The following is a 24,048-nucleotide window of genomic DNA, read 5'->3' on the forward strand; positions in this document are numbered from 1 at the left end:
CGTGAATGGAAATGGTGAGTAGCAGGTAGCAATACCTTGCTACTCGCAAACACCAAACAAACAGATAATCAAAATGATACTGTTGTCTTTTCAATTACTTACTTCTTTCAATCATTGTCTTAGATAGGAGATAATAGATGTGAGACATGAGATAAAATCTCAATACTCAGATCTTGATACTCAAATCTAATTAAAATATTCAGGTGCCTATATCGGCGGTGTCCACCTCTTCCCATTCCGAACAGAGAAGTTAAGCCCGCCAGAGCCGATGGTACTGCAGTAAAATGTGGGAGAGTAGGTCGGTGCCAAATTTTAAATCCCGATTTAAAATCGGGACTTAAAGTAACCCTTCATCTAATTGATGAGGGGTTTTCTTGTTTTATATAGCCATCTTGTCTCTAGCGCAACTCACTAGGCCGTGTCCACCTCGTATAAAAGCAATTAATAAACAATAAATTTTAACGACATGCAAGTCTAGAATAAGGGTAGTTAATGGCCGGTGTATGGTTATTTGATGGCTCAACTCTTTCAGCTATATGCAATAAACTTTCAAAAGCAATTTTGAAAGTTTATTGATAAACCTCATATTTATGAAACCAAATATGTTGTAAGCTTGAAAAAGACTATTGCTGTAGCGTTGATCACGATTTACCTGTGTAATATAGGTGGTCAATTGGTGTTGCATCAATATCTTTCCTATTTATCAGAAAAGTTTTTTAAGGAACAAACCAATAAAGGGCTTTATGATAAAAATGACCTAACCGAGGTTAAAATACCTGTAAATATGCCCAATATTACTGACTGGACAGGTTATGCATGCGTAAGCGGACAAATTCAATTTGAAGACGTTAGTTATAATTACGTCAAAATGAAAGTGACCCGTACCGCCATCTACCTGAAATGTGTACCCAACTATAATACTACACATTTATTCAGTCAGAACGTAATTGTAGCTAAAAATATAAAAGGGCCGCCGGTGCTGCCGAAGAATCATGTTCCCTATAGCAAAAATGCATTACTGAGTCAGCTAACTGTAGCTAGTACCTCTTATGAATTTACCACGCCTGTAAAATATACAAGGCTTATGCTGATACGGCTTTTTCAACCTTTGCTTTATCGTCGCCAGGCCATACCCGATCAGCCTCCGCGTTCTATTTGCTGACTTTCCTCTCTTTTTATTAGTTATCTGTAACACCTGCTAGTCTGATTTAACAATTCATTTATTAAGTTTCTTTAATTGTGCCACTGATAAGGGCGCCTTATGTGCCTTGAAAATATAGCCGGTTTTATTGCACGTTTTTGCATTTAAAGCTACCTGATTTACTCAATAGTGCCTTTTGAAATGATTTGTCAGGTTATTAAAAAGGCGATTAATCTTGATTAGTATTGCTTAATTGTTAAAGGCTAATAAAAGGAATTTGAGACTAAGAATTATATTTTAACACCAACGAATATTATTATTTATCACCAAGCAAATTGTAAACATTATGAAAATACCTACAGAACCTATTGGAAGCATTCCCCGCACTCCCGCGTTAATCGCGGCCATTACCGGTCAGTCAACCGGTGCCAATTTAGATAATATTTATGAAAGCGCTATTGACGATACCCTTAGCGAATTTGAAAAAACAGGGTCGCCTGTAATCACCGATGGAGAACAAACCAAGTCAAGTTTTGCCACTTACCCTCTTGAGGGCTTGTCTAATTTAACGGCAGACGGAATGATCATTAATTTTGAGGACGGTCATTCACGGCAATTGCCATTATTAGCAAGCGGACCTTTCAGGTATGGCAATTATGCTGTAAAATATTTGAAAGCGGCTCAAAAAAAAACGAATACGCCCGTTAAACAGGCGGTAATTTCGGCCTCGGCACTGAGTTTAATCTACCCGCAAAGCGGCATACCGGGTTATACACAAGCTGAATTTATGGCAGACCTGCTCAATGAGTGCGAAAAAGACATCCGTCAATGCCTGGAACAGGGCGCATTCAAGGTGCAGATGGACTTTACTGAAGGCAGGCTATCGCTTAAGCTTGATCCCTCTGGCGGTGTTTTGAAACATTTTATCGATGTAAATAACCAGGTATTCGACCGTTTCAGCAAAGAAGAACAGCAAAAGCTGGGGGTTCACGTATGCCCGGGTGGCGACCATGATTCAACGCATAGTGCGGATATTGATTATGCGGATTTTTTACCGCAGCTTTTTAATTTGAATGTCGGTAACTTTTATCTGCAGCTGGCCAGTGAAGCAGACAGGATAAAAGTATTGAAAACGATAAAGCAATACCTGAAATCTAATCAAACGGCATTTATTGGTGTAATAGATGTGCTCAATCCTGAAATTGAAACAAAAGAAGAAGTAAGAGACAGGATATTGGAGGCCGCTAAATACATTCCGATAAACCAATTGGGTACTACGGATGATTGCGGGTTTTCTCCGTTTTGTGACGATGTATCCACTACGCGTGAAACCGCTTTTGCTAAAATAAAAGCACGTATTGAGGGTACAAAACTGGCGGAAGAGCAATTATCGGCTTAAACATAAAAATTTAATAATATGCCACATATAGAACTTGAATCTCATTTACCTGGTATAACCGGCTTGCTTGAATACCGCCGGGACACGGGTGAACCCATCCGCGTTCTTACCCAAGTCTTGTTGCAGGAAGTATCTACTCTTACAGGGGCCGAACGAGAGCTGATTGCCAACGTGATATCACACGACAGTCAATGTCGCACAGCTGCCTATATTGCCGCAGATTTAGAATTGATAGTAAATGCCCCAGACAATCTGGGGCTTTACTTTACCAAAAACTTCCGGCCCTAACCAAAGATATGCTGCGAAAATAATGGTGACCCGCACCTTTGGTAATCCCTATTTTGCAAAACCCATTCAAATTGCTTAGTGAGAGTCTCTTATAGCAGGACTTTCAAAATCGAGTTTTTTAAGACCATGCTGAACTTCGGGACAGCTCATAAACAGGTTCCACAACAAGCCGCTGCGGTAATTTTCTATCATTACAACAATTGGCCCCTGGTCAATAGCTAGATATGATTTTGCATACCAGTTGTGCGACTCGCTGAATGCATCTGTAAAGCCGTAATCTCCCCATATTTTATCACCCAGATCATAGTAAAAATGACGTAGTGCTTTCATTGAATACTCAGGAGTATAAGGGAATGCTGAAAGTGCAGCTGTAGGGGAAATTACTCCTAAATCATTTGTTGGTGAATGGGCATTATAGCCTTCAAAATTATCACTTGCAGTAAGTCCCCAGCAGTTTTCGCCGTAACCTTTAAATTTCTTAGGATTATCAACACAGTAATCGTGATTAATGAGGGTATGATTGGTGTTTTGTACCCAATAATCTGCATAATTGTCCTTTAGTCCTTTAGGGTTTAGGCCCAGAAATGAATATTGTGAAAAGAAAAGCGGTCCACCATAATCAAATCCCAATGGCAGTTGATGACCATAAAAAGATTTTCCATTTTTAAAGAAATCACTTTGTGCCCAGCCACGATGATAAATTTCGGCAGTTACCGGATATCTTTCACCTGATTCGGCCAATACATAAACAATCAAACATTCATTGAAACCACGAATAGGAAAGTTCATGGCCCAGCCATTGTTAGGCGACCAGTGCCAGTAAAGGTTATCCCGGCCTTCGTGAGTATACCAGCTCCATTCAATATCGTTCCACATCCAGTTTATTACATCTCTTATATGGAGTTCTTTATTGTCATCGGCATTAAAATATTGTCGTGCACATAGCAATCCCTGGAAAAGGTAAGCCGTTTCTACCAGGTCGCCGCCATCATCTTTACGTCCGAAGCGAATGGTTTTGCCGGTTTCTCCGTTCATCCAGTGCGGAAACACGCCATGATAGGCATCGGCTTTATATAAAAAATTAACAATTTTAAGCATCCTGTCAACTGCCTGTTCGTGACTGATCCATTTGCGATGATCGGCAACAATTATGCTCATAATGCCGAAGCCAGAGCCGCCAATAGTTACGGTTTCATTACCATAGTCATAGGCAGCATTACTGCGCTCACGGGCCAAACCACTTACCGGATGTCCAAAATCCCAAAAATAACGGAACGTTTGACGTTGTACCACATCAAGCAGGGCACTGTCAGTTAAGTTTTTAATAATGCCAACAGGTTTAATTCCTTCTTCTGTTTTTGCCGGTTTTTGAGCCAGGCAATGGATAGATGTGAATACTATTAGGGTGAGTATTATTTTTTTCATTTTTATTCTATTCTAAATATCAGATTGTTTTATTTACAGGTTAGGTCCCTGGAACCCCAAACTTTTCATGCCTGTTTTTATCTCGGGACAGCTCATAAACAAGTTCCATAATAAGCCGCTCCTGTAATTTTCTATCATATCAATTATTGGCCCTTCATCAATTGCCACATCTGATGTGGCAAACCAGGTATCATCCAGGCTAAAGGCATCATAAAACCCGTATGGCCCCCACATTTTATCGCCAAGCTTATAGTAAAAAAATCGCAGGGCCTGCATGGATTGAGTAGGGGTATACGGTAGCGATGCTATAGCTGCAGTTGGTGCAATAACGCTAACATCATTGGTGGGTGAGCTTGCGGTGTATCCGCCATTTTCAATATCGCTTGCGGTTAATCCCCAGCAATTGCTGCCGTAACCATAATAATTATTCGGATTAGCTATACAATAATTATAGTTGATGATAGCATGCGCTTTGTTCTGGACATCGTAACTGGCATAAGCATCAGATAGCCCATTTGGGTTTATCCCCAAAAAAGAATAATGGGCAAAAAATAAAGGGCCGCCATCCGCAGGGCCTAATGGTAAAACGGTTCCGTAATAAGTATTTCCATTTCTGATACTTCCATTACCAGCCCATCCATTATCATAAACTATTTTAGGGATGGGGTGAGTAGTTGATGATGCTGCCAAAACGTAGGTGATCAACGCTTCATCCCAACCGTTTACCTGCATATTGGTTGACCACCCGTAGTCGGGGCTCCAATGCCAGTACAAAGTATTTTGTGCGTTTTGCCTGAACCAGTCCCATTCTACATTATTATACAAGGTATTAATATCGGCCCTTAAATTGGTTTCATCAGTACTGGCAGCATTAAAATATTGCCGTGCTGTAAGTAATCCTTCCATTAAAAATGAAGTTTCTACCAGGTCGGCGCCATCATCCTGTGTGCTGAAAGGAACAACCGCACCGGTAGATCCGTTTAACCAATGCGGAAAAGCACCATGAAATGTTTGTGCTGTATTTTTCAGGAAGGCAACGATCAACTGCATACGGGCCAATCCCTGTGCGCGGGTAATGTATTGCCTGCTCACTCCGGTTACAAGGGCCATAATGCCAAAGCCTGAGCCTCCGGTAGTTACCACATCGCCTGATGTATTTCGCTCGCGTGCCAGGCCGCTTACCGGGTGACCGAAGTCATAAAAATATTTAAAGGTTTGTTTTTGTATGATGTCCAGCAATTGGTCATCACTTACTACCGGAAATTTATTGGTTGTATCAATAGCCGTTGTAAGATTTACTGTTATTACTGATTGTAAGTTTCCGCCTGAAGAAGATTTGAGATCAGTGGAGACATTAAGGGTATATTTGGTTATTGGTTGTAAAGCAGCAGGAGTAATCACTATGGTACTATCATTATTTTGGTAAGCAGCGGTGTAACTTATTGCCGTTCCTGCTGTATTTTTAAAAGAGATGCTATTAGCAACGGAAGCAGTGTTTACGGCTGCAGAGAAAGATACCCTGATTACCGGAACAGTGTTTACACCTTTATAGGTAAATCCATTAAAAACGCCGTTCACCTTTAAGGTATTGAAACTAAATGAAGATGGGTTTGGAGGAGTTACAGGTGTTGGCTGTTTGCTTTTTGAACATGCGCATAGGATGCAAAACACCGCCAAAATTAAATAAATCCTAATATTGCTTAATCCTGATACCATGTTGAAAAAATCTAAAAAATTACAAAAAGAGGCTGCCTGATCTGCCCTGCGGCAGACAGACAACCTCATAACCAAATCAAATTACCAATAATCAAACTATTTTCCTCTGCGTTGTAGTGCAACAAGTGAACCAACCTCAACGCTGGTTAAGGCTTTGTTGTATATTCTTACTTCATCGGTTTCGCCGGTATTATAACTTGCCCAGCTTTGTGCGCCGGTATTGGCAGTTAATGATGGTGTAGTTTGGAACTGTAATGTTCCAAACACCATTTGTTGTGCCGCCGTCCAGTTAAGAGGTGCAAAACCAGCCACTTTAGCTGTACCAACAGACGACCCGTTATAATAAACTACAAAGCTTGAAGCGGTATCATCATACGTAACAGCTACATTTATCCAGGTATTCCATGGGTTATTAACCGTATAGCCTCCCAGCCATCCGTCAACGCCATTGGGGCTGCCAGCTATGCTGAACGCATGCACTTTAAGCACGCCAGTTGTTGCGGTGGCGCCATTGTCAAAAAAGATAGCCATGCTACCCCAAAAACCAGCGCCTCCGCTTTGGTTATTGGCCATATCCATTAAGCCTACTGCGCCATCGGTATTTTCAGGCATTTTTACCCATATACTAACGGTAAAGCTATGCAGATTTTGTATTGCTGTTGGGGTATTGCTAAGAACATAAGCGTTGTTTGCACCTTGCAGGGCGGCTCCCTCCAGGCCGGATGCAAAGCTGGTGCCTGTTGCCACCCCAACAGTTCCTGAAAGCGAATCGGCAAGCGTATTGTTAAACGACCAGTGTGCTACTAAGTTGGTTGTAGCAATTTGGTTTGCGCTGGTGTATCCGTTAATGTTTAAAGGCGGCGCATAACTTTTAGGATCAAATTTCTTTACGCAGGATAATAACCCTACGCCTGCCATTATAATAGCTATGGTATATTTATTGATGATTTTTTTCATGATGATATTTTTTAATAACCAGGATTTTGTTTTAACACGCCACCACTTAAAGTGATCTCTGATACCGGAATAGGTTGTACTTCATTTTTCCCGGCTTTGAAACCACGGTTTCCAAACAGTGCAGCTCCACGTCCCTGTCTGATCACGTCAAAGAAGCGATCACTTTCCATGGCCAGCTCTACCTGGCGCTCATGCCAAATAGCTAGTTGCAATTGATTCTGATCTGTTGTGGTCACTTTTGGCAGTATGCTGGTATTACTCCCTCTGGCGCGTGCCCTTACCATTTCGAGTGTAGTTAATGCCTGTGTGGTATTGCCAAGGTTATTAGATGCTTCAGCATTCATCAATAAAACATCGGAATAGCGGATAACGCGAACGTCCTGACCAGCACCCGGATTACCATTTAATATCGGATCACTGTAAGGAACATATGATTTATAATTATACATGGTATCTACATGTCCGTTTCCTAAAGCTGGTATAGCATCACCTTCTGCTGATGTACCGCCTGCAAACAGGATAGTACCATTTAGCCTTGGATCACCCGTCTCAAATGCAGCTACCAATACAGACGTTGGTACATTAAAACCCCATCCGTAAGTAGGAGCAATTCCCTGCACCTGTGAGTACTGACTGGTTGACGCCAATGAATTACTGGCAGTATTAGCATTCTGAATCTCAAAAATTTCCTCCGGGTTATTCTCATTGGTTTCGCGGAATGACTTTTCAAAATCAGGGAATAAAGAATAAACACCCGAGGTTATTACCGCATTGGTATAAGTAAGCACATCGCTCCATTTACCTTCGTACATGGAAACCTTTGCATGCAATGCAAGCGCGGCTCCTTTGGTAGCACGACCAATATCAAGGCCACTGTAGGTTTGTGGTAAAATTGATGCTGCGTCTGTAAGATCTTGCTCAATTTGCGCATAAACCTGTGCTTTTGGTGTGCGTGGTAAGTTAAAATCAGCTGCTGATTTTGGATAGTGCAACCTTAACGGTACATCACCATAAGCTCTTACAAGCCTGAAATAGTTGTAAGCCCTTACAAATTTAGCTTCGGCAACATAGCGTGTTTTTAATGAAGCATCCATGTTTATTTGCGGGATGCTATCAATGGCCTGGTTACATAAGCTGATGGATACATACTGGCCGCCCCAAAAACTGTCATCAAAGCCGGATTCAGCACCGGTTTGGGTAAAGTTGTGATAAACGCCCATATTTGGTGAGTCTCCAGGAGTACTTCCTTTTTGTACCTCATCGCCACCCATGCTTTCAATTGCAAGAGCAGGGAAAGCTGTTTGTGCATATGTTCCCAAATTAGCGTATATGCCGTTGATGCCTTGTGCAGCACCCGTAGCGTTGGTATATAATTGTGCAGATGGTAATGACCCCTGCACAGGTGGATTTAAAAAACTCTTTTTACATCCGCCCGCCAAAATAATAGTTACAGCCATAAATGCTATACCTGATACCTTGATAAAGTAATTGTTCTTACTTAACATAACTTAATATTTTATAGTTAAAATGTAACGTTTACACCTAAATTAAATATGGCATAGATAGGAACCAAACCTGTGTCAATACCCTGGTTAATGCCGTTAGTTCCGGTAGATAGTACTTCCGGATTAAAGCCTTTATATTTGGTAAATGTTGCCAGGTTTTGGCCCGAAATATAAACACGCAGATTGCTGATCTTCAATTTTTGTAGCGCTGACGGAGGCAGGTTATAACCAATTTGCAGGTTACGAATTCTTATATAGCTGCCGTCCTGTACATAGAAAGAGTTAGGCTGACCATTTACTGCATCGCTCAAAAAGGCCGAAGGAGTGGTATTGGATGTACCTGCACCGTGCCAGCGATTATTATAAAAATCCCGGGTCCAGTTTTCATCGCCGTATCTGATGGCTTCATTGGCGTTATACAGACTTACTTTGCCAACACCGGAAATATCTGCTTCTAAATCAAAAGATTTGTATTTAAAATAGGTGTTTAAACCATAAAGGTATTTAGGATTTGGATTCCCCAGGTTGGTTTTTTGACCGTTGTTGCCATATATTACGTCACCAGGCTGAGCATTTGGCTGGATGGTTTGTGCTGCCACCTGTGCAGGCGTTTGGAAAATGCCAACCACCTGGTAGCCATAAAACTCGCCAATAGGTTGTCCAACAATGGTTCGCGTTGTAAAGCTACCACCCGATGCACCGTTACCACCACCATAAAGTGGAATAGCACCTGATAATACACTAAGAACTGTATTGTTATTGATACTGAAATTTCCGTTTAGGGAATAGCTAAAATCATGACCGATATGGTCTTTCCAGCCGGCGGTAAACTCCCACCCTTTGTTTTCAAATGTAGCCTGGTTAGCCGTAAGCGTGCCGCTGCTTGCGCCTAATGAACCTAAAATAGGTACGGGGAATACTGCGTTTTCTGTCTTTTTAATATAATAATCAGCTTCAAAAGTTAGCCGGTTATTCAAGAAACCTGTTTCCAGGCCAATATCAGTACCTACACTTTTTTCCCAATAAATAACCGGTGGTGCTAAAGACGTTAAACCCGAGCCGATTTGTAAATTACTGCCCCCGCCAAGGTTTGATATATATTGCTGGTTTTGTAAGGTTGCCAGGTTAGGCGTAATACTTCCGTTACCGGCTTCGCCCCAGCTGCCTCTTAATTTCAGGTTATCAAAAATGTGCTGGTTCTTCATAAAATCCTCATTGGATATTACCCAGCCTGCACCAACCGAAGGGAATGTACCCCATTTGTATTGATCGCTATAAACAGAAGAAGCATCGCGCCTTACGGTTGCATTTAATAAGTATTTATCCTTAAATGCGTAGTTTACACGTCCAAAATAAGATTCGCGGGTTTCCAGACTTCCTGCATCCGTAAGCGTAGGGTTATTTCCCAACTTAAAGTACAGATCGCCACTGGTATAGTCAGGAACGTTTTGTGCGGTTGCATCTTCACTGTATTCCTTGTAACGCTGTGATGATTGTCCAACTAATACAGTTAAATGATGGTCTTTAGCAAATGTTCTGTCAAAAGTTAAGGTGTTTTCCCAAATCCAGTCACGATCATCAACGGTATTCCGGCTTAGTTCGCTAATGGTATTAAACTGACCCTGTGTTGCCTGGTAAACAGGGGTATAAGCCTGTACCTCCTGGTGAGCAAAGGTGCCACCAAAACTGGTGCGGAATGAAAGATAATCTGTGAACTTTAATTCGGCAAATGCATTACCATTGAACCTGTAGTTTTGAGTAGTTTGGTTAAAATAATCCAATGTTACCTGCGGATTGCTTACCTGATTACCAACCGGAAAATCGCCGGGATCGCCATAAGTTCCGTCAGCATAACGTACAGGTACAACAGGTGCGGCGGTATAAGCCTTGTACATAATCCCACCCGGTAAATCCTTTGAATGATCACCTTCTAAAATGGCTGTATAACCGATTTTTAGAAATTTAGATAATTTTACGTCCTGATATAAGTGAGTAGTGATCCTGTCGTAGGTATTGTAAGAAACGTTACCATCCTGCTGGAAATAACCTGCTGAAAAATTGTAAGAAGTTTTGTCTGTACTGCCTGCAATACCAATATTATGATTTTGTGTAAAAGCATTGTGCAATATCAGATGGATCCAATCGGTACCAGTACCAAAGGCTGATGGATTGGGGAAAGTTGGTGCCCCGTTAACTTCATTAACCATAGTGGCATATTGAGTAGCATTTGCCATTACCGGTACATTGGTAGGGGTTGAAAAACCAACATAAGCGTCATATCTTACCTTCGGAGCCCCATTGCCTTTTTTAGTAGTAATGATAATTACACCGTTGGCTGCTTCCAAACCATAAATGGCTTCACTGCTGGCGTCCTTTAATACACTCATAGTTTCAATATCATTTGAGTTGAGGAAACTGATATCGTGATACCAAACCCCATCAACCACAAATAATGGCGTAGTGCTGCCAAAAATAGTACCTACACCCCTTAAAGTGATTTGCGGAGATGAGCCGGGCGTACCTGAATTAACAATTTGGATACCTGCTACCTTTCCTTGCAATGCACTTATTGGGTTAGGATCTGGTTGGCTGGCAAGGTCGCTCCCTTTTACCGTTGAAACGGAACCTGTTACGTCAACCTTCTTTTGCGTACCATAACCAATAACAACTACCTGCTGCAGTTCATTGTTTTGTGATTGAAGCTTTATATTAATAGTACTCTGCCCGTTTATGGCAGTTTCCTGTGTGGCATATCCTATATAAGAAAATGCGAGGGTTGCATTAGATGGCGCATTAATTGAAAATGCTCCATTTACATCGGTTTGTGTACCTGTTGATGTTCCTTTTACTGAAACGCTGACGCCTACAAGGGTCTCGCCTGTGATGGCATCAGTAACTTTACCTTTAACGGTAAGGCTCTGTGCCCAGGTAGCATTGGTAAAAAATAAACACAATAGTACTAACCCTGAGATTGTAAAAATTCTCTTCATAGTGGTTAATTGAAATTTTAAAGAAGTCGGTTAAAAAAATTGGTTTTTTGTAATTCGAAGTTGAGGAGATAATAGATTTTTAACAAATATTATTACTCTACATTATTACATCATCAAACAAACACTTTCTCATGTTGTTTTTATTTATTTTGTAATTATTTAATAATGAATTATTTATAAATAGATAGTGTACAATATACATACTACAAACTTGTTACAGGCACTACATCATGTAATAATGGCTATGAGAGGTAATGATGTAGTATTAAAGCTCGATGAGAAACTCAACCAGATTCTTATCATGTTCCAGATTTAGCTTTTTGCGTAGTCTGTAACGTCTTATTTCAACTCCGCGCAATGAAATATTTAAAAGTGATGCCATTTCTTTACTGCTCATATTCATGCGGAGATAGGCGCAAAGTTTAAGGTCATTAGGAACCAGGTCGGGGTGATTGGACTTTAATTTTTTGAAGAAGTTTTCGTGCGCCTCATTAAAACTACTTTCAAATATGTTCCAATCGCGTTCGTCGTTCATACCCTCATCTATTACCTTCTGAATTCTGCGTAGCTGCTCTTCTGATAGGTTTTTTCCCGAGCTATCTTTTAAATGTGTAATTTCTTCACTTATTTTCAGCAGTAATTCATTTTTGTAAACCAAGTTCATTGCCGAGTTGGCTAATTCCCTGCTTTTACTAGCCAGGTCGGCCTGTAATTGCTCATTTTTAATCTTTACTATCTGTTGCTCATTGGCAATACTTTCCTGTTTTAGGAATTCTTCTTTTTCGCGATCAAGTTTATCATGAATAAATTGCTGATGCCTTTTTAATTTTAGGCGATAATAATATCTGAAAATATAGAAAGCCAATACAATGAGCAGTAAATAAAAAATAATGGCAAAACCAGATAAATACCATGGAGGTAAAATGGTGAAGGTGTAAATAGTTATATGTGATATGGTTTCATCATTAATTTTGGCCCTTACGCTGAATTTGTAAGTGCCCTGATTTAGGTTGGTAAATTCCTTTTGGCTTTGTGATGTCCAATCGCTCCACTGTCTTGAATATCCATCCAAATAATATTGGTATTTAATTTTAGCTTGACGGTAATAGGGCAGGGAGTAAGCAATGCGGATATTATTCTGTGAATAAGAAATTTCTATCTTTTGAAGGTTATTGCTGGTTTCGCTGATTGGTATTACTTTGTCGGTAATATTTTCCACTTTTCTGATCAATACTTCCGGCAATTCAATTTTATTGGATAAAAGCGCGTCATCATCATTTAATATCACAAAGCCATCATCAATACTTATCAAATAAATGGAGTTATTAATAAGATTAATATTTTCATAATGCTGAACCATCTGTCCGTTAAGTGAGGCAAAACGATTGGAGTCAATAGTTAATTTCCCCGGAACGGAAAGATCGGCAATAGCAACACGCCCATGATTAATAAACCAATATTTTTTACCGATAGCTGCAATTATTTTGTTTGATGATGCAAATGTGCCCAGCATTTTGTTAAGCTGTTCATATTTATAAAACCGGTCGCTGATATCGTCATAAACACAAAAGCCAGAGTCGGATGAAAAAACAATCTGGTTATCCAGGGTAAAAACATTTACATTATAGCTGTCAGGTAACCCCGATTTTTTATCATAATATTTTTTGGATACAACTTTTTGAAGATCATTGCTTAAAACAATTTTGTAAATACCCTTATAAGCATGGCTTACCCAAATCTGTCCTTTGCTATCCTGCTCCACATAGCGGGATGGTTCACCAAAGCCAGCTATTTTATGGTCAAATATCCAATTGCCACTTCCGTCTTTTTTGTAGATCACCAGGCCGGTATATGTTCCTTGTATCAATAGGTCGTCCCGCAGTTTCCTTATAGTCCACCCGCCATTTATATTGGATATCTTATTAATGGTATTGCCGTTTATTTGAAATGTTCCATCGTTATGCCCGCAAAGCAGGTGATTATCCAGCAAGGAGAGGTCCCATACCTGACCCTGGGTTCCCGGAATGAGTTTAAAATCAAATGTTTGCAGGAGCTGACTATTTCCGCCGGGGAGCCAATTGCTATAAAAAAGTCCCTGGTTGGTACCCAGGTATATTTTTTTATTAAAGATAATGCTGGAATAGACGGTGCCAAATCTACCCGTTTTATCAAAATAAAAGTAAAGGGGCGAATTAACCTCTATTCGGTCGATACCGTTATCAAGGCCGGCCCAGAGATTTTGCTCAGGATCGGTAAACAAACTCAGGACAGTATTATTTTGCAGCCCGCTCGATTTGTTAATGTGCTGTACAACATTTCCAAGGGTATCAATAATTACAATGCCGTTTAAAATAGTGCCGTACGCGACATATTTGCCGGAGATAGGTACACCATTATTTAACTGGTAAGTTTTTAAAAAATCATTGGCCTGATTATTCCAGGGCTTAATTTGAATGCCATCATAAATAAACAGGCCATTTTTTGCAGTACCAATAAGGTATTTATGTTGCTGAAATGGTAATACTGATAATACACCGCTATTTCCCAGTAATTTACTTCCGAGTAGCAATTCCAGATGATTGTTTTTAAGCTCAAAAAGACCTGCATTTACCTGTTCAATAAAGTAGCGGCTGCCGGTTTTAAATAAGAAAAGAAATGGATTAGAAGCCCTGATAACCTCTATTTTACCATTTGAGTAGATAAATATGGCTCCAAATGACTGAAATAAAACACGGTCTTTGTCTACATATATTTTCCAGATTTCTTCATTGGGTAAATAAGATTTTGCCAGCTTGGTTAAAGAGTTGTACTTTAAAAAGCCCTGTTTGTTATTTTCCCAGTATCCAAATTCGCCAAAGCCGCCAACATATATTTTCCCTTTTCCATCAGCAGCCACGGAACGTACAATGAGGCCATTGGGCATGCGGTATAGCTGCCAGTATTTTCCATCAAATGATAATAAACCTTCTGCATTGCCGAAATACATTACCCCATGTTCATCTCTGGTGACTGACCAATTTTGGTTGCCGGATTGATACAGGGTCTTACTGTAAGTTTGAACATAGGGAACACCAATACTTTTTATATTAGCAGCATGTGCATGCCATAGCCCAACAATAATAAAAATGATAATCAGGACTTTCTTGTACATAACAGGGCATTGAAAAACAGACGAGAAAGATAAGGAAATGTTTATTGAACTAAATCCCCAATTTAAATAAGTATAATGCCAATGAAATGTTTGGATTTTATTGAAAGCGTCTTATCCCTACCAAGGTTTTGCTGTTTTTTTAATAAAGCAAAAATGTGAAAGCGAGTGTCCGGGGCAAATGCTGGTAGGCTTCTAGCCCTATGTTCATATCAAGGGTGCTGGATACTGTTATGCTGATCCTGTAGAACTCTGATTTCAAAGGCCCCATTGAGGTTATTAATCCGTCACTCGAATAGAGTTCAAAGCCTTCTATGATCTTCTTTGATGTTTGTATTTGATTAGACCCAAATTTTGAGGGATTATTGTCCTGACGGTGTACGGGTTTGAATTTTTGTAGACTATATTGTGGTATATCTGATTTCTTGCTTTTTAATGTCTTTGGCATAAGCTAATCAACGTTGTTTCACATAGGTAAACAACTTGGTTTATCATGACGATTAGCAATGGTTGATATATGGGGCATTGCTAATCGTCATGAATAGTTTCGCTTCAGGTAATTCAACGATATATCCATTCTTTGCTAATTGTAATCTGACGTCAATTTAATCATTGCTATCATGAGTTGGGCAAGATCTATAGGATGGCATTAAAGGACAATATTCATTTTTAGGTGCTTGATCAAAAATGATAGGTTCAATTACCCTCAATCATCAATTCTTGACACGATTTTCCTCGCTTTGAGCGCCATTGGCCTCATGCTGACGCTGATTTTTGATGGTTTTACCAAACCTGTATGATAGTGATAATTGCACATAGCGGCTATCGCTCACATTGCGGTAATTGGCTAGTTTGGTACCAGCCAGGTAGTTGATCATACCACTGTTTACAGAACTATGGAATATATCATTTGCGGATAATTTTAACGTAGTGCTTTTTGAAAGCTTTTTAGAGACCGCACTGTTGAATTGTTCCCGTTTGCCGATCAGGAATTGCGTGGAAGTGAATTTCGATTGATAGAGGCCATCGGTTTGTATCGTCCAGTCTTTTCCTGGTTTAAAAGTGAGCACCGGATGTGCGAAGTATCTTACGCCATGTGTATCCAAGGGCCCGGTATAGAAATTACTGATGTAGTGCGTGAAATTAATACTGGTAAATAGTTGAACGTTCAGCCATTTTGCTGCGTCGAACCCGCCGTCGATATCGAGTTCCTTAGTATAAGTTTCGCCGATATTACCTGGCCGGCTGTAATAGATACCATTCTCAATTTCGATTGTTTCGTCGACATCATCTTTGGTATGAGAATAGTCGAGCGTAAAAGTCACCCATTTTAGCGTGTACGATAATTCGTAATTGTCTGAATAAGTAGGCAACAGGTACGGATTGCCTGTATAATAAGTAAACTTATCTATCGGCGATAAAAATGGGTTCAGATCTGCGTAATAGGGCCTGTCAATGCGCCTGCCATAATTGAATCCCAATTGTTGGTTTCCCACCGAATCGAGTTTATATTGCATGTAAAAGGTAGGAAAAAGGCTGTTGTAATTCCGCTTGAAAGAAGAATCGCGTACCTGTACATTGCCCAATTGATGCCCTTCTGATACCGTGTTTTCAAATCGTAACCCAAACTGTATAGACAAACGCCCTAAGTCCTTCGAAGCATTGACATAAGCCGCATTGATGTTTTCCTTATAAATAAAATGGTTTGTTTTACTATAATCGGGTGTGGTTACGTCATTTACAGTATTAAAATAATCAGCAATGTTATTGGTTTGCGTGAAGCTTGTTTTTAAACCGGCATCCAGTTTAAACCCATTGATCAAAGGGTGCGTAAAATCTGTTTTGATTGAATAAATATTGATATCAGAAGGCAGGTTACCTATTAGCAGATCGTTGTAGTAAAGCGTGCCATCGGGATAATAGCTATTGTTGTCATAAGACTGATTCTGCTGAGTATTGTAATTAATATAATCCGCATCAAAGGTTAGTTCTGTACCTTTTTTATCAAATTGATGACGGTAATTCAGGTTTATGCCCCCATTTTTAAATTGTCTGTTCTGGTAATCATTGGCAATGATGGTAGAGTCGAGCTGATTTTGCGTACTAAGCAGTTTGCTTGTGCTCAGTGTTTTGGTTATGAGTGGATTAATCAATCCGCTCAGGCCAATTCCAAAAGTTGTTTTATCGGAAGCATAATAGTCCACGTTAATTCTTCCACTGTAGCCCCGCGCGGTACGGCGTCTGATCGACTCCTGTAGAAAAATGGGGCTAACACCTGTAACAGACTGATCGAAATAACGGTTGATGTCGAGATCGTTATAAAAATTATTATTGAAATAATTAAAGCCCGCGGATATGTTGAGCTTACTGTACCGGTAATTAAGGTTAAGGCTATTGTTACTGCGCGTTTCCCTACCCTGGTTAATGGAAAGGTTGAGGTTGCCGTTAAAACCAACCTCTTTTATATGATTAGTGCGTATGTTGATCACACCACCGTTACCTGCAGCATCGTATTTTGCCGGAGGGTTAGGCATCAATTCGATCCGGTCGATATTCGCAGAGGGCATGGCACGCAGGTAATTGGCAAGGTCGTCGCCCGAAAGGTAGGTGGGTTTGTCATCAATATACACCATCACGCCGCTTTTCCCCTTCAAGCTGATGGTGCCATTTTCATCAACCATTACCCCAGGCGATTTCTCCAGTACTTCCAGCGCAGAAGTACCCGAGTTACTGATCAGTGCACCGGGATTAACTACTGTTCGGTCTATCAAATGCTCAATTAAGGGTTTGGTTGTAGTTACAGCCACCTCTTTCAATACCGTGCCTTTTTGCTTTAAAATAATTGCAGGCAAGGTCAGGTCTTTATCCAGGTTTATAACAGCGCTTTTGTAAGTTTCAAAACCAACCATGCTGACGGTTACCTTATAGGCGCCTTGCGGGATGCGGTCGAAAGCGTACATACCATTTACTTCGGTAATTGCCGTTTTAACCAGCGTTGAATCTACCGCTCGTACCAGATACAATGTAGCGCCATCCAAGGGCTTATCATCCGTTCCGGTGACTTTGCCTGTAAATTTAAACCCTTTTTGTGCATAGGCAAAAGTTGAGGCAATAGTAAGCCAGGCGGCTAAAAAAGCCGTTATTTTTATTTTCATATCTTGTGGGGTTAAGTGATTTTTTTCTTTTTTATTCAGCTAGTATATTTTCCAAAAAGGACATAGCTATCCTGGCATACTTTGGCATGTAATTTTTTTATGAAACTTTAGGGTTGCTTAAAAGGCGTCTTTAGGGTATTTTGTTTATTGCAGCTTTCTATTCTCGTCGAAACGATAATACCAACCCCAATTGCCGTTTTGCTTGTCCGCGACATATTTGGCACGGTATTTTTGATAAATTTCTTCCGCTTGTTTTTTGTAGTTTACGATAAATCCATTATTTCCGATCTTAAATGAGAGGTCCTTCGGACTGGTAATAATTCCGTCTTTCATCAGGTCGCTGATCATACTATTTGTCCGGTCAGCATCGGTTTTTGCGTCATCTTCGGTACGGGAATAATAGTCGGCTGCCCGTGCATTGTATGCATTTGCAGTTTCGCTGTATTGATTTGCAACATGCTCATATAAACGGGAAGATTTGTTTATTGCGGCGTATTTATCCTGGTCGAACTGGTAATACCAAGTCCAATCGCCACTTTGCTGGTCTGGTACGTATTTCGTCCTGTATTTTTTGTAGATATCTTCAGGTTGTTTTTTATAGTTTACAACAAATTCATCAGTACCTATCTTGAATGATAGATTGTCCCGGCTGATAACAATACCATCGTTAATCATGTCGCTGATGATACTGTTTGTCTGGTCGGCGTCATGTTCAAACCTGTTTTTTGCTGCTTTGGGGTCATTTCCTAGAGTACTTAATTTTCCTAGGCTGGTGTTATTGTGGATAAGCTTTGTAGTATCGTGCTGAACCACATCATTATTATCAGTTTTGTTTTTTAACTGTTCAGCAGGCTCTGCAACTTCAGCAACGCTTAGCGCTTCATTTGGTGCGGGCTTTACCTGTTGCAGATTGTCTTTTCTGTAAGACGATGCCTTGCTGCTTTTGTTGTTGTTATTTGATGAGGTAAGAGTTTCAATTGCCCTTTTCCTGGTGGAAATGACCAGTTTATTAAGCTTTTCGCCATTTGTGAAGGCTGTAGCAAATATACCTGTTGCAATTAGGCAAGCCGCCAGTAAAGACTTTTCCCTGCTATTCAACGACAAGTTTTTGTTGGAAATGATGCGGTTAACACGGTTTTTCAGACTGCCATGATTACCTCTTAAAGCCATAGCGTAAGCCAGAAATGGCTGATTATATTCCTCGCATGCCACCAGTGCCTTGATATAATTGACTTTACTGCTCCGTAGCAATGCCATATCGTCGCAGCAGTTTTCGCGCTCAGCTTTTATCAGTGCCGATAGCCAAAGCACAGCTGGGTTAAAAAAGAACACAATCTCCATTAAGCTTTGCAATAGGTTGATCAGGTAGTCGGTGCGCCGGATATGTGCGAGTTCATGAAGCAGAATAGCTTCTGCTTCTTCTACCGATAATGAAGTAAACATGCCGACGGGGATTAATACCAGGGGCTTAAAGTGGCCGATCACCACAGGGGTTTTTATCCTAGCCGATTGGGCTATGCCAACCAATCGTTTAATGCCCAATTGCACACAAAGCTGATGTGCCCGTTCTTCCCAATAACTACCGATGGCGGATATATTTTTGTGGCGCAGGTTATATACACCACGAAGGCCGACAGTTAGCTGTACGCAGCGCACGCACATGATCAAAAGCCATATCCATACTATACTTGCTGCATATCTGTTAAGATACGAACTGATGGTTTCAATAATGGAAACTGGAGATGCCGCCGAATGCACTGTTACTCCGGTCTGGATAGGCCCGGGATTAATTGCAGGATGTTCTGCGGATAACAAGATAGGGGATCCCGTATTGTTAAATTCAATGATAAATGTGCCTGCCACAGCAACAGCAAATAGTGTCATTGCTCCAACCAACAGGTTGTAACGTTTGGCAGACGATGCCTTAGGTGTACAGGTCATCACTAGCCCTATTACAGCAGAAAGCACCGCACCCTGCCATAAAGAGTGAATAAGCGTACTGCTAATTGCAGTCATCAAATGGTCCGAAAATAGGTTGTCAATGATGTGTTTCATGGCTTTATTTTTATTCTTCTTCCAATTTTTTGATCAGTTCTTTTATGTCCTGCAGGTCCTGCCTGGATGTGTTTTTATTGCCGAGTATTTGCAACACAAGCTTACTGGCTGAACCTTTATACATTGAGTCTACAAACTTATCCAATAGGTACGCCTTGGTTTTTTGCTCTTCCTCGGCTACGCTGTAAATATGTTTCATTTGGCTTTCATCGCGGCTAAGGATACCTTTATCCGCCATGATCTGCATCAACTTGAGGGTAGTGGTGTAGTTCACCTCTTTTTGTTTAAGCAATTCGTTGTTAACTTCACGGACAGTTGAAGGCCCCTTATCCCACAGTACCTGTAGTATTTCAAGCTCAGATTTGGTAGGATCTACCTGTTTATTTTGATCTTTCAAATTCATCTTGATACAAACATAGGAAAAATTTCGTACGAAACAAATTTTACATAGGAATTTTTTCGTACCTTTTATAATCATGCTCATCAATATGCTCTTAATCAAATGAGTATGCAGAAGATAGCCATAAAAATCCTTGTTCCAGACTATCAGTACTGAATAAGAAATAAGAACAGAGAAACTATTAAGAAATAGCAAATTTGAATATTGTCCTAATGGGCAGGAGGCTATTCCCATTCCCTTAATTGAGCAAGTTAGTAGATGGGGAAAAGTTCAAATAACAGGTAAAATAGTAATATTTTACCTGTTAGCTACTAAGTAGTATTCAGATAATCTAAAGATTATTGTTGTTGCTTTAACTAAGCTGTTTTGTATTTTTTTGCCTTTCTGTTAAAACACGATTACTGGCCGACCACGTAATCCCCCGGCTGCAAGCGCTAGTTGTGCGTCGGCAACCTGTTCAGGCGCATACACTCCGGCAACCTTAAGCTCAATTTCACCGCTTTCAACCATTTCCCGCAGCAAGTCGAGCCCCTTCGTATTTTCCAATACATCTGGTACCCACACCATCTTAATTTGGATGTCTCGCTCTTTTGAAATGTCACTTAGGCGGCGTACGGCAATGTATATGCCCCCATTACGAATTGCAGGGAAACTCTTTGTGACCAACACTGCTGTATCAATAAGCGCATCAACGCCTCCTGGAAATTGCCGACGAATCGCATCGGTGAAGCCATCTCCGCGTTCTACAACGAAGTTAGCGCCATAGCTGCGTACCAGGTCGCTTTCCTCCGGTTTTGCATCAGCGATAACTGTCAGCCCCAGTTTTTTAGCAGCAGCAATAGTGTAGTGCGCCAGAACACCTGCGCCACCGGTAATAGCTAGAACCTGTCCCGCTTTCAGTTCCGTCAATTCAATAGCACGGAGAGCGGTTAATCCGTTCATGGGCAGGCCAGCTGCTTGCTCGAAGGTTGTTCCTTTGGGCATAGAAACAACTGACGATGCCGGTACAACAATGTATGTTGCCTGGGCGCCGCCATCCGGCCGGTACGCCGTTAGAGCCGCCATTACCTCATCGCCGACCTGAAACCGTGATACGCCAGGCCCGACCGACTCAATCAAACCTGCCGCATCTGCGCCGGGAACTACAGGGAATCTTACTGTGCTATTTTCAATTTCACGCAACAGTTCATCAGTTGGGTTAACCCCAGCAGCTTTTACACGGATGCGAACTTCTCCTGCTTCAGGTGGCCGCACGGTTCGCTCAACAATTTTAATTATTTCCGGGCCGCCCAGGCCTTCGTAGGTAATAGCTTTGCCAGACAATGTGCCTGGAGTTGATTCAATTATCTCTGTCATATGTTTTATTTTAGATGTCTTTACCTTTAGGGGGCGACTGCTCAATTATCTGTTTTGAAATTTTAACGGGAACGGATTGTCAGCGCTCACTTTTGATTACTCTTTATTGAAATTTTAAATATGTGTGTTCCCCAGTATTACCATGGGTTGTTAACTACGTGCTCCTCTACATGGGTAAAAAAGCATCCGGTAGGGCCATCATCATCAAGGCAAGCTAACCATACAGCCGGCCGGGCGCCTTGTTCAACGGTATAAGGTGCATTCGGTCCACCGGCGTCCGTTTGGGTAAGACCGGGATCGGCGCTGTTAACTTTTATTCCGTCCTGTCTCAGCTCTTTAGCCAATATTACAGTGAACATGTTTAATGCTGCTTTTGAAGCAGCATATGGAATGCGTGGCGGCTTAGGCCCATTTTGATGCAAGTGTTCGCTGGAGATAGTTACCGACCCAATTGAAGAAGACATATTGACGATACGACCAGCTGTACTTTGCTTAATCAATGGTAGAAAAGATTGGGTTACGTTTACTTGTGCCAGAAAGTTAGTTTCCAGAAACTCAAGTAATAGTTCCTGACTTACCTGACTTGGTAAGCCGCTATCAGTTGCTTTAGGTAAGCGAGCGGCATTATTGACTAAAATGTCCAAATAGCCGAACTTTTCAGTAACAATCCGGACGGCTTTGTCAATACTGTTGGTTTCGGTTATATCAAGTAGAATAAATAATGCATCAATACCTTCGGCTATCAAACCATTAACGGCTGCCTGGCCAGCGGCGGCATTTCTGGCACCTATCAAAACTTTGATTTGCCTTTTACCTAACTGACGCGCAATTTCGAAGCCTAACCCCCTGTTGGCCCCGGTAATTAGAGCTATTTTTGATCGTATTTCCATCTTGTGTTTTTTTGCAAGATAGTACGACCCGAAGTTGTTTACGCTTGCCTAAAGACAAGAAATCAGCCAACCAATTGTCGCATGTTCCGGCGAATGCGGCTCAAGCTTGTATCGGTTACACTTAGATAAGAGGCAATATACTTTAATGGGACCCTTTTGATGAGTTCCGGCTCATTTTTAATGAAATGAAGATAACGTTCACGCGCATTAAGCCTTACCCTGAAAAGGTTACGCTGTTTGTAACTGACAAGAACCTTTTCATATAACAGCCTGCCAAACCTTTCAAAATTGGGATAATCTCTGAACAGGGAATCTAAGGTGGCCCTGTTTACACAAAGGATGACGGAATCTTCCAACGCTACCACGTTGGTCTGGCTGACTGCAGCACCGGAGAAACTTACTAATTCACAAGTAAACGAGCCTTCCCTGAAAAAGCCATTCGTGTATTCGGTGTCTTCGGTATCATACGAATAAGACCGGAACAACCCCTGATAGACGAACCCCCACCAATCACCATATTGGCCTTCCTTAAGCAGGAATTCGCCTTTGTATACTTTCCGGCAATTGAACGAAGCGGCAATGTTAACGGCGGCCTCATCCGTCACGGGGATGTAATGGCGAATTTGTTTTGTAAGCCAGCTAGAGATTCCTTTTTCAGACATAGTTATGTAAAGTTAAGCAAAAGTAAATCGATGACAATTTTATGCTTTTTATTATCACCAGACCCCCATACTGGGCAGAATTCGAACCACTTATTAAAACAACTAAAACTCTTGAACGATCTAAAGTCTGTTTAATCAGATCTAATACTTTCCGGGCTATGGGGCCGATAAGTACATTTGGATTCTTTAAATTAGCGGGTCACACTTGTATATACTACTTCGTTAAAAATAAGTAAGCCGCATGAATAATAACGATACCAGGAGAATTTCAAGACTTACAGCAATCTTAACGCAATTGCAATCTAAAAGGATTTTAACTTCCACTACACTTGCTAAAAAATTTGATGTAAGTGTCAGGACAATTTATAGAGATATTAAAGTTTTGGAACATGCGGGTGTTCCTATATACACGGAAGATGGAAAGGGATATTCATTAATGGATGGGTATAGAATTCCACCTGTTATGTTTACAGAAGATGAGGCAAATGCTTTGATAACGATTGAACAGTGGTTATGAAAAATAGTGACAGCTCTTTAATTACCGCATATTCAGGAGCAATCAATAAGATAAGAGCAGTACTATCATATACAACTAAAGACAAAGTAGAATTATTAGAGAACAGAATTGCTGTAAGCCCCGCTATACCCAATTCTATAACGAGCAACTCTTTAACTGTAATTCAAAATGCATTAACATCCTTCAAGGTATTAAATATCACTTACAGGTCGGCATCTAAAAATGAAATTACAAAAAGAAGCATCGAGCCATTTGCCTTGTATTATACGCTGCAAGAAAACTGGTCGCTCATAGCTTATTGCAGATTAAGACAAGATTACCGGATGTTTAATCTAGATAAAATAATAAACGTCACCCAGATTGATACAAGTTTCAAACCCCATGAATTAACACTTGCCTCATATTTAAAGGATAAAGAAAAAAACTTCCGGCACCCCTGACATA

The 24,048-nt window shown here is 40.7% G+C and carries 18 protein-coding genes and 1 rRNA gene; 6 read left to right on the forward strand and 13 right to left on the reverse strand.

Annotated elements, in window-relative coordinates:
- The first annotated feature begins 199 nt into the window (after positions 1-199).
- From rrf to JN11_RS24645, 4 genes are all read left to right on the forward strand, one after another.
- A 5S ribosomal RNA gene (gene rrf / locus JN11_RS09195) occupies positions 200-311 on the forward strand.
- Positions 312-613: 302 nt separating this feature from the next.
- Positions 614-1,162, forward strand: coding sequence for a hypothetical protein (locus JN11_RS09200; protein WP_144911891.1), 549 nt, complete (start codon positions 614-616; stop codon positions 1,160-1,162).
- Between the two features lie 325 nt (positions 1,163-1,487).
- Positions 1,488-2,540 carry a cobalamin-independent methionine synthase II family protein gene (locus JN11_RS09205; RefSeq protein WP_144911892.1) on the forward strand — a complete coding sequence of 351 codons (1,053 nt, stop codon included), beginning with the start codon at positions 1,488-1,490 and terminating at the stop codon, positions 2,538-2,540.
- Positions 2,541-2,558: 18 nt separating this feature from the next.
- Positions 2,559-2,828 carry a hypothetical protein gene (locus JN11_RS24645; protein ID WP_211360710.1) on the forward strand — a complete coding sequence of 90 codons (270 nt, stop codon included), beginning with the start codon at positions 2,559-2,561 and terminating at the stop codon, positions 2,826-2,828.
- Between the two features lie 75 nt (positions 2,829-2,903).
- Here the strand turns inward: JN11_RS24645 and JN11_RS09215 are convergent, their stop codons facing one another.
- From JN11_RS09215 to JN11_RS09275, 13 genes are all read right to left on the reverse strand, one after another.
- Positions 2,904-4,253: a glucoamylase family protein gene (locus tag JN11_RS09215; RefSeq protein WP_144911894.1), complete on the reverse strand. Its 1,350-nt coding sequence runs from the start codon at positions 4,251-4,253 to the stop codon at positions 2,904-2,906.
- A gap of 33 nt (positions 4,254-4,286) precedes the next feature.
- A complete protein-coding gene (locus JN11_RS09220) occupies positions 4,287-5,969 on the reverse strand; it encodes a glucoamylase family protein (protein WP_144911896.1) in 1,683 nt (560 codons plus the stop codon).
- A 96-nt stretch (positions 5,970-6,065) separates the two neighbouring features.
- The gene (locus tag JN11_RS09225; protein WP_246138973.1) at positions 6,066-6,926 is read right to left on the reverse strand and encodes a LamG domain-containing protein; all 861 of its coding nucleotides are present in this window, start codon (positions 6,924-6,926) and stop codon (positions 6,066-6,068) included.
- Between the two features lie 11 nt (positions 6,927-6,937).
- Entirely contained in the window at positions 6,938-8,431 is a 1,494-nt protein-coding gene (locus JN11_RS09230; protein ID WP_144911898.1) for a RagB/SusD family nutrient uptake outer membrane protein, read from the reverse strand.
- Between the two features lie 17 nt (positions 8,432-8,448).
- Positions 8,449-11,421 carry a SusC/RagA family TonB-linked outer membrane protein gene (locus JN11_RS09235; RefSeq protein WP_144911900.1) on the reverse strand — a complete coding sequence of 991 codons (2,973 nt, stop codon included), beginning with the start codon at positions 11,419-11,421 and terminating at the stop codon, positions 8,449-8,451.
- Positions 11,422-11,686: 265 nt separating this feature from the next.
- On the reverse strand, positions 11,687-14,572 hold the full coding sequence (locus JN11_RS09240; protein WP_144911902.1) for a ligand-binding sensor domain-containing protein: 2,886 nt from the start codon (positions 14,570-14,572) through the stop codon (positions 11,687-11,689).
- A gap of 139 nt (positions 14,573-14,711) precedes the next feature.
- Positions 14,712-15,017: a hypothetical protein gene (locus tag JN11_RS09245; RefSeq protein ID WP_144911915.1), complete on the reverse strand. Its 306-nt coding sequence runs from the start codon at positions 15,015-15,017 to the stop codon at positions 14,712-14,714.
- Positions 15,018-15,282: 265 nt separating this feature from the next.
- Positions 15,283-17,724, reverse strand: coding sequence for a TonB-dependent receptor (locus tag JN11_RS09250; protein WP_144911917.1), 2,442 nt, complete (start codon positions 17,722-17,724; stop codon positions 15,283-15,285).
- Positions 17,725-17,868: 144 nt separating this feature from the next.
- Entirely contained in the window at positions 17,869-19,779 is a 1,911-nt protein-coding gene (locus JN11_RS09255) for a M56 family metallopeptidase (RefSeq protein ID WP_144911919.1), read from the reverse strand.
- 10 nt (positions 19,780-19,789) lie between these two features.
- On the reverse strand, positions 19,790-20,182 hold the full coding sequence (locus JN11_RS09260; protein ID WP_144911921.1) for a BlaI/MecI/CopY family transcriptional regulator: 393 nt from the start codon (positions 20,180-20,182) through the stop codon (positions 19,790-19,792).
- A 384-nt stretch (positions 20,183-20,566) separates the two neighbouring features.
- Entirely contained in the window at positions 20,567-21,535 is a 969-nt protein-coding gene (locus tag JN11_RS09265; protein WP_144911923.1) for an NADP-dependent oxidoreductase, read from the reverse strand.
- A 137-nt stretch (positions 21,536-21,672) separates the two neighbouring features.
- Positions 21,673-22,425 carry an SDR family oxidoreductase gene (locus JN11_RS09270; protein ID WP_144911925.1) on the reverse strand — a complete coding sequence of 251 codons (753 nt, stop codon included), beginning with the start codon at positions 22,423-22,425 and terminating at the stop codon, positions 21,673-21,675.
- A gap of 62 nt (positions 22,426-22,487) precedes the next feature.
- Positions 22,488-23,030 (reverse strand): Crp/Fnr family transcriptional regulator, encoded by a 543-nt coding sequence (locus tag JN11_RS09275; protein ID WP_170227728.1) that lies wholly within the window; start codon positions 23,028-23,030, stop codon positions 22,488-22,490.
- A 298-nt stretch (positions 23,031-23,328) separates the two neighbouring features.
- On the opposite strand from JN11_RS09275, the gene JN11_RS24720 reads away from it, so the two are divergent.
- Both JN11_RS24720 and JN11_RS24725 read left to right on the forward strand, forming a co-directional pair.
- The gene (locus tag JN11_RS24720) at positions 23,329-23,604 is read left to right on the forward strand and encodes a helix-turn-helix transcriptional regulator (protein WP_246138974.1); all 276 of its coding nucleotides are present in this window, start codon (positions 23,329-23,331) and stop codon (positions 23,602-23,604) included.
- On the forward strand, positions 23,601-24,044 hold the full coding sequence (locus tag JN11_RS24725) for a helix-turn-helix transcriptional regulator (RefSeq protein WP_246138975.1): 444 nt from the start codon (positions 23,601-23,603) through the stop codon (positions 24,042-24,044). Before JN11_RS24720 ends, JN11_RS24725 begins: the two co-directional genes overlap by 4 nt.
- The last annotated feature ends 4 nt before the right edge of the window (positions 24,045-24,048 follow it).

The organism is Mucilaginibacter frigoritolerans (assembly GCF_007830615.1).
Taxonomy (GTDB): Bacteria; Bacteroidota; Bacteroidia; order Sphingobacteriales; family Sphingobacteriaceae; genus Mucilaginibacter; species Mucilaginibacter frigoritolerans.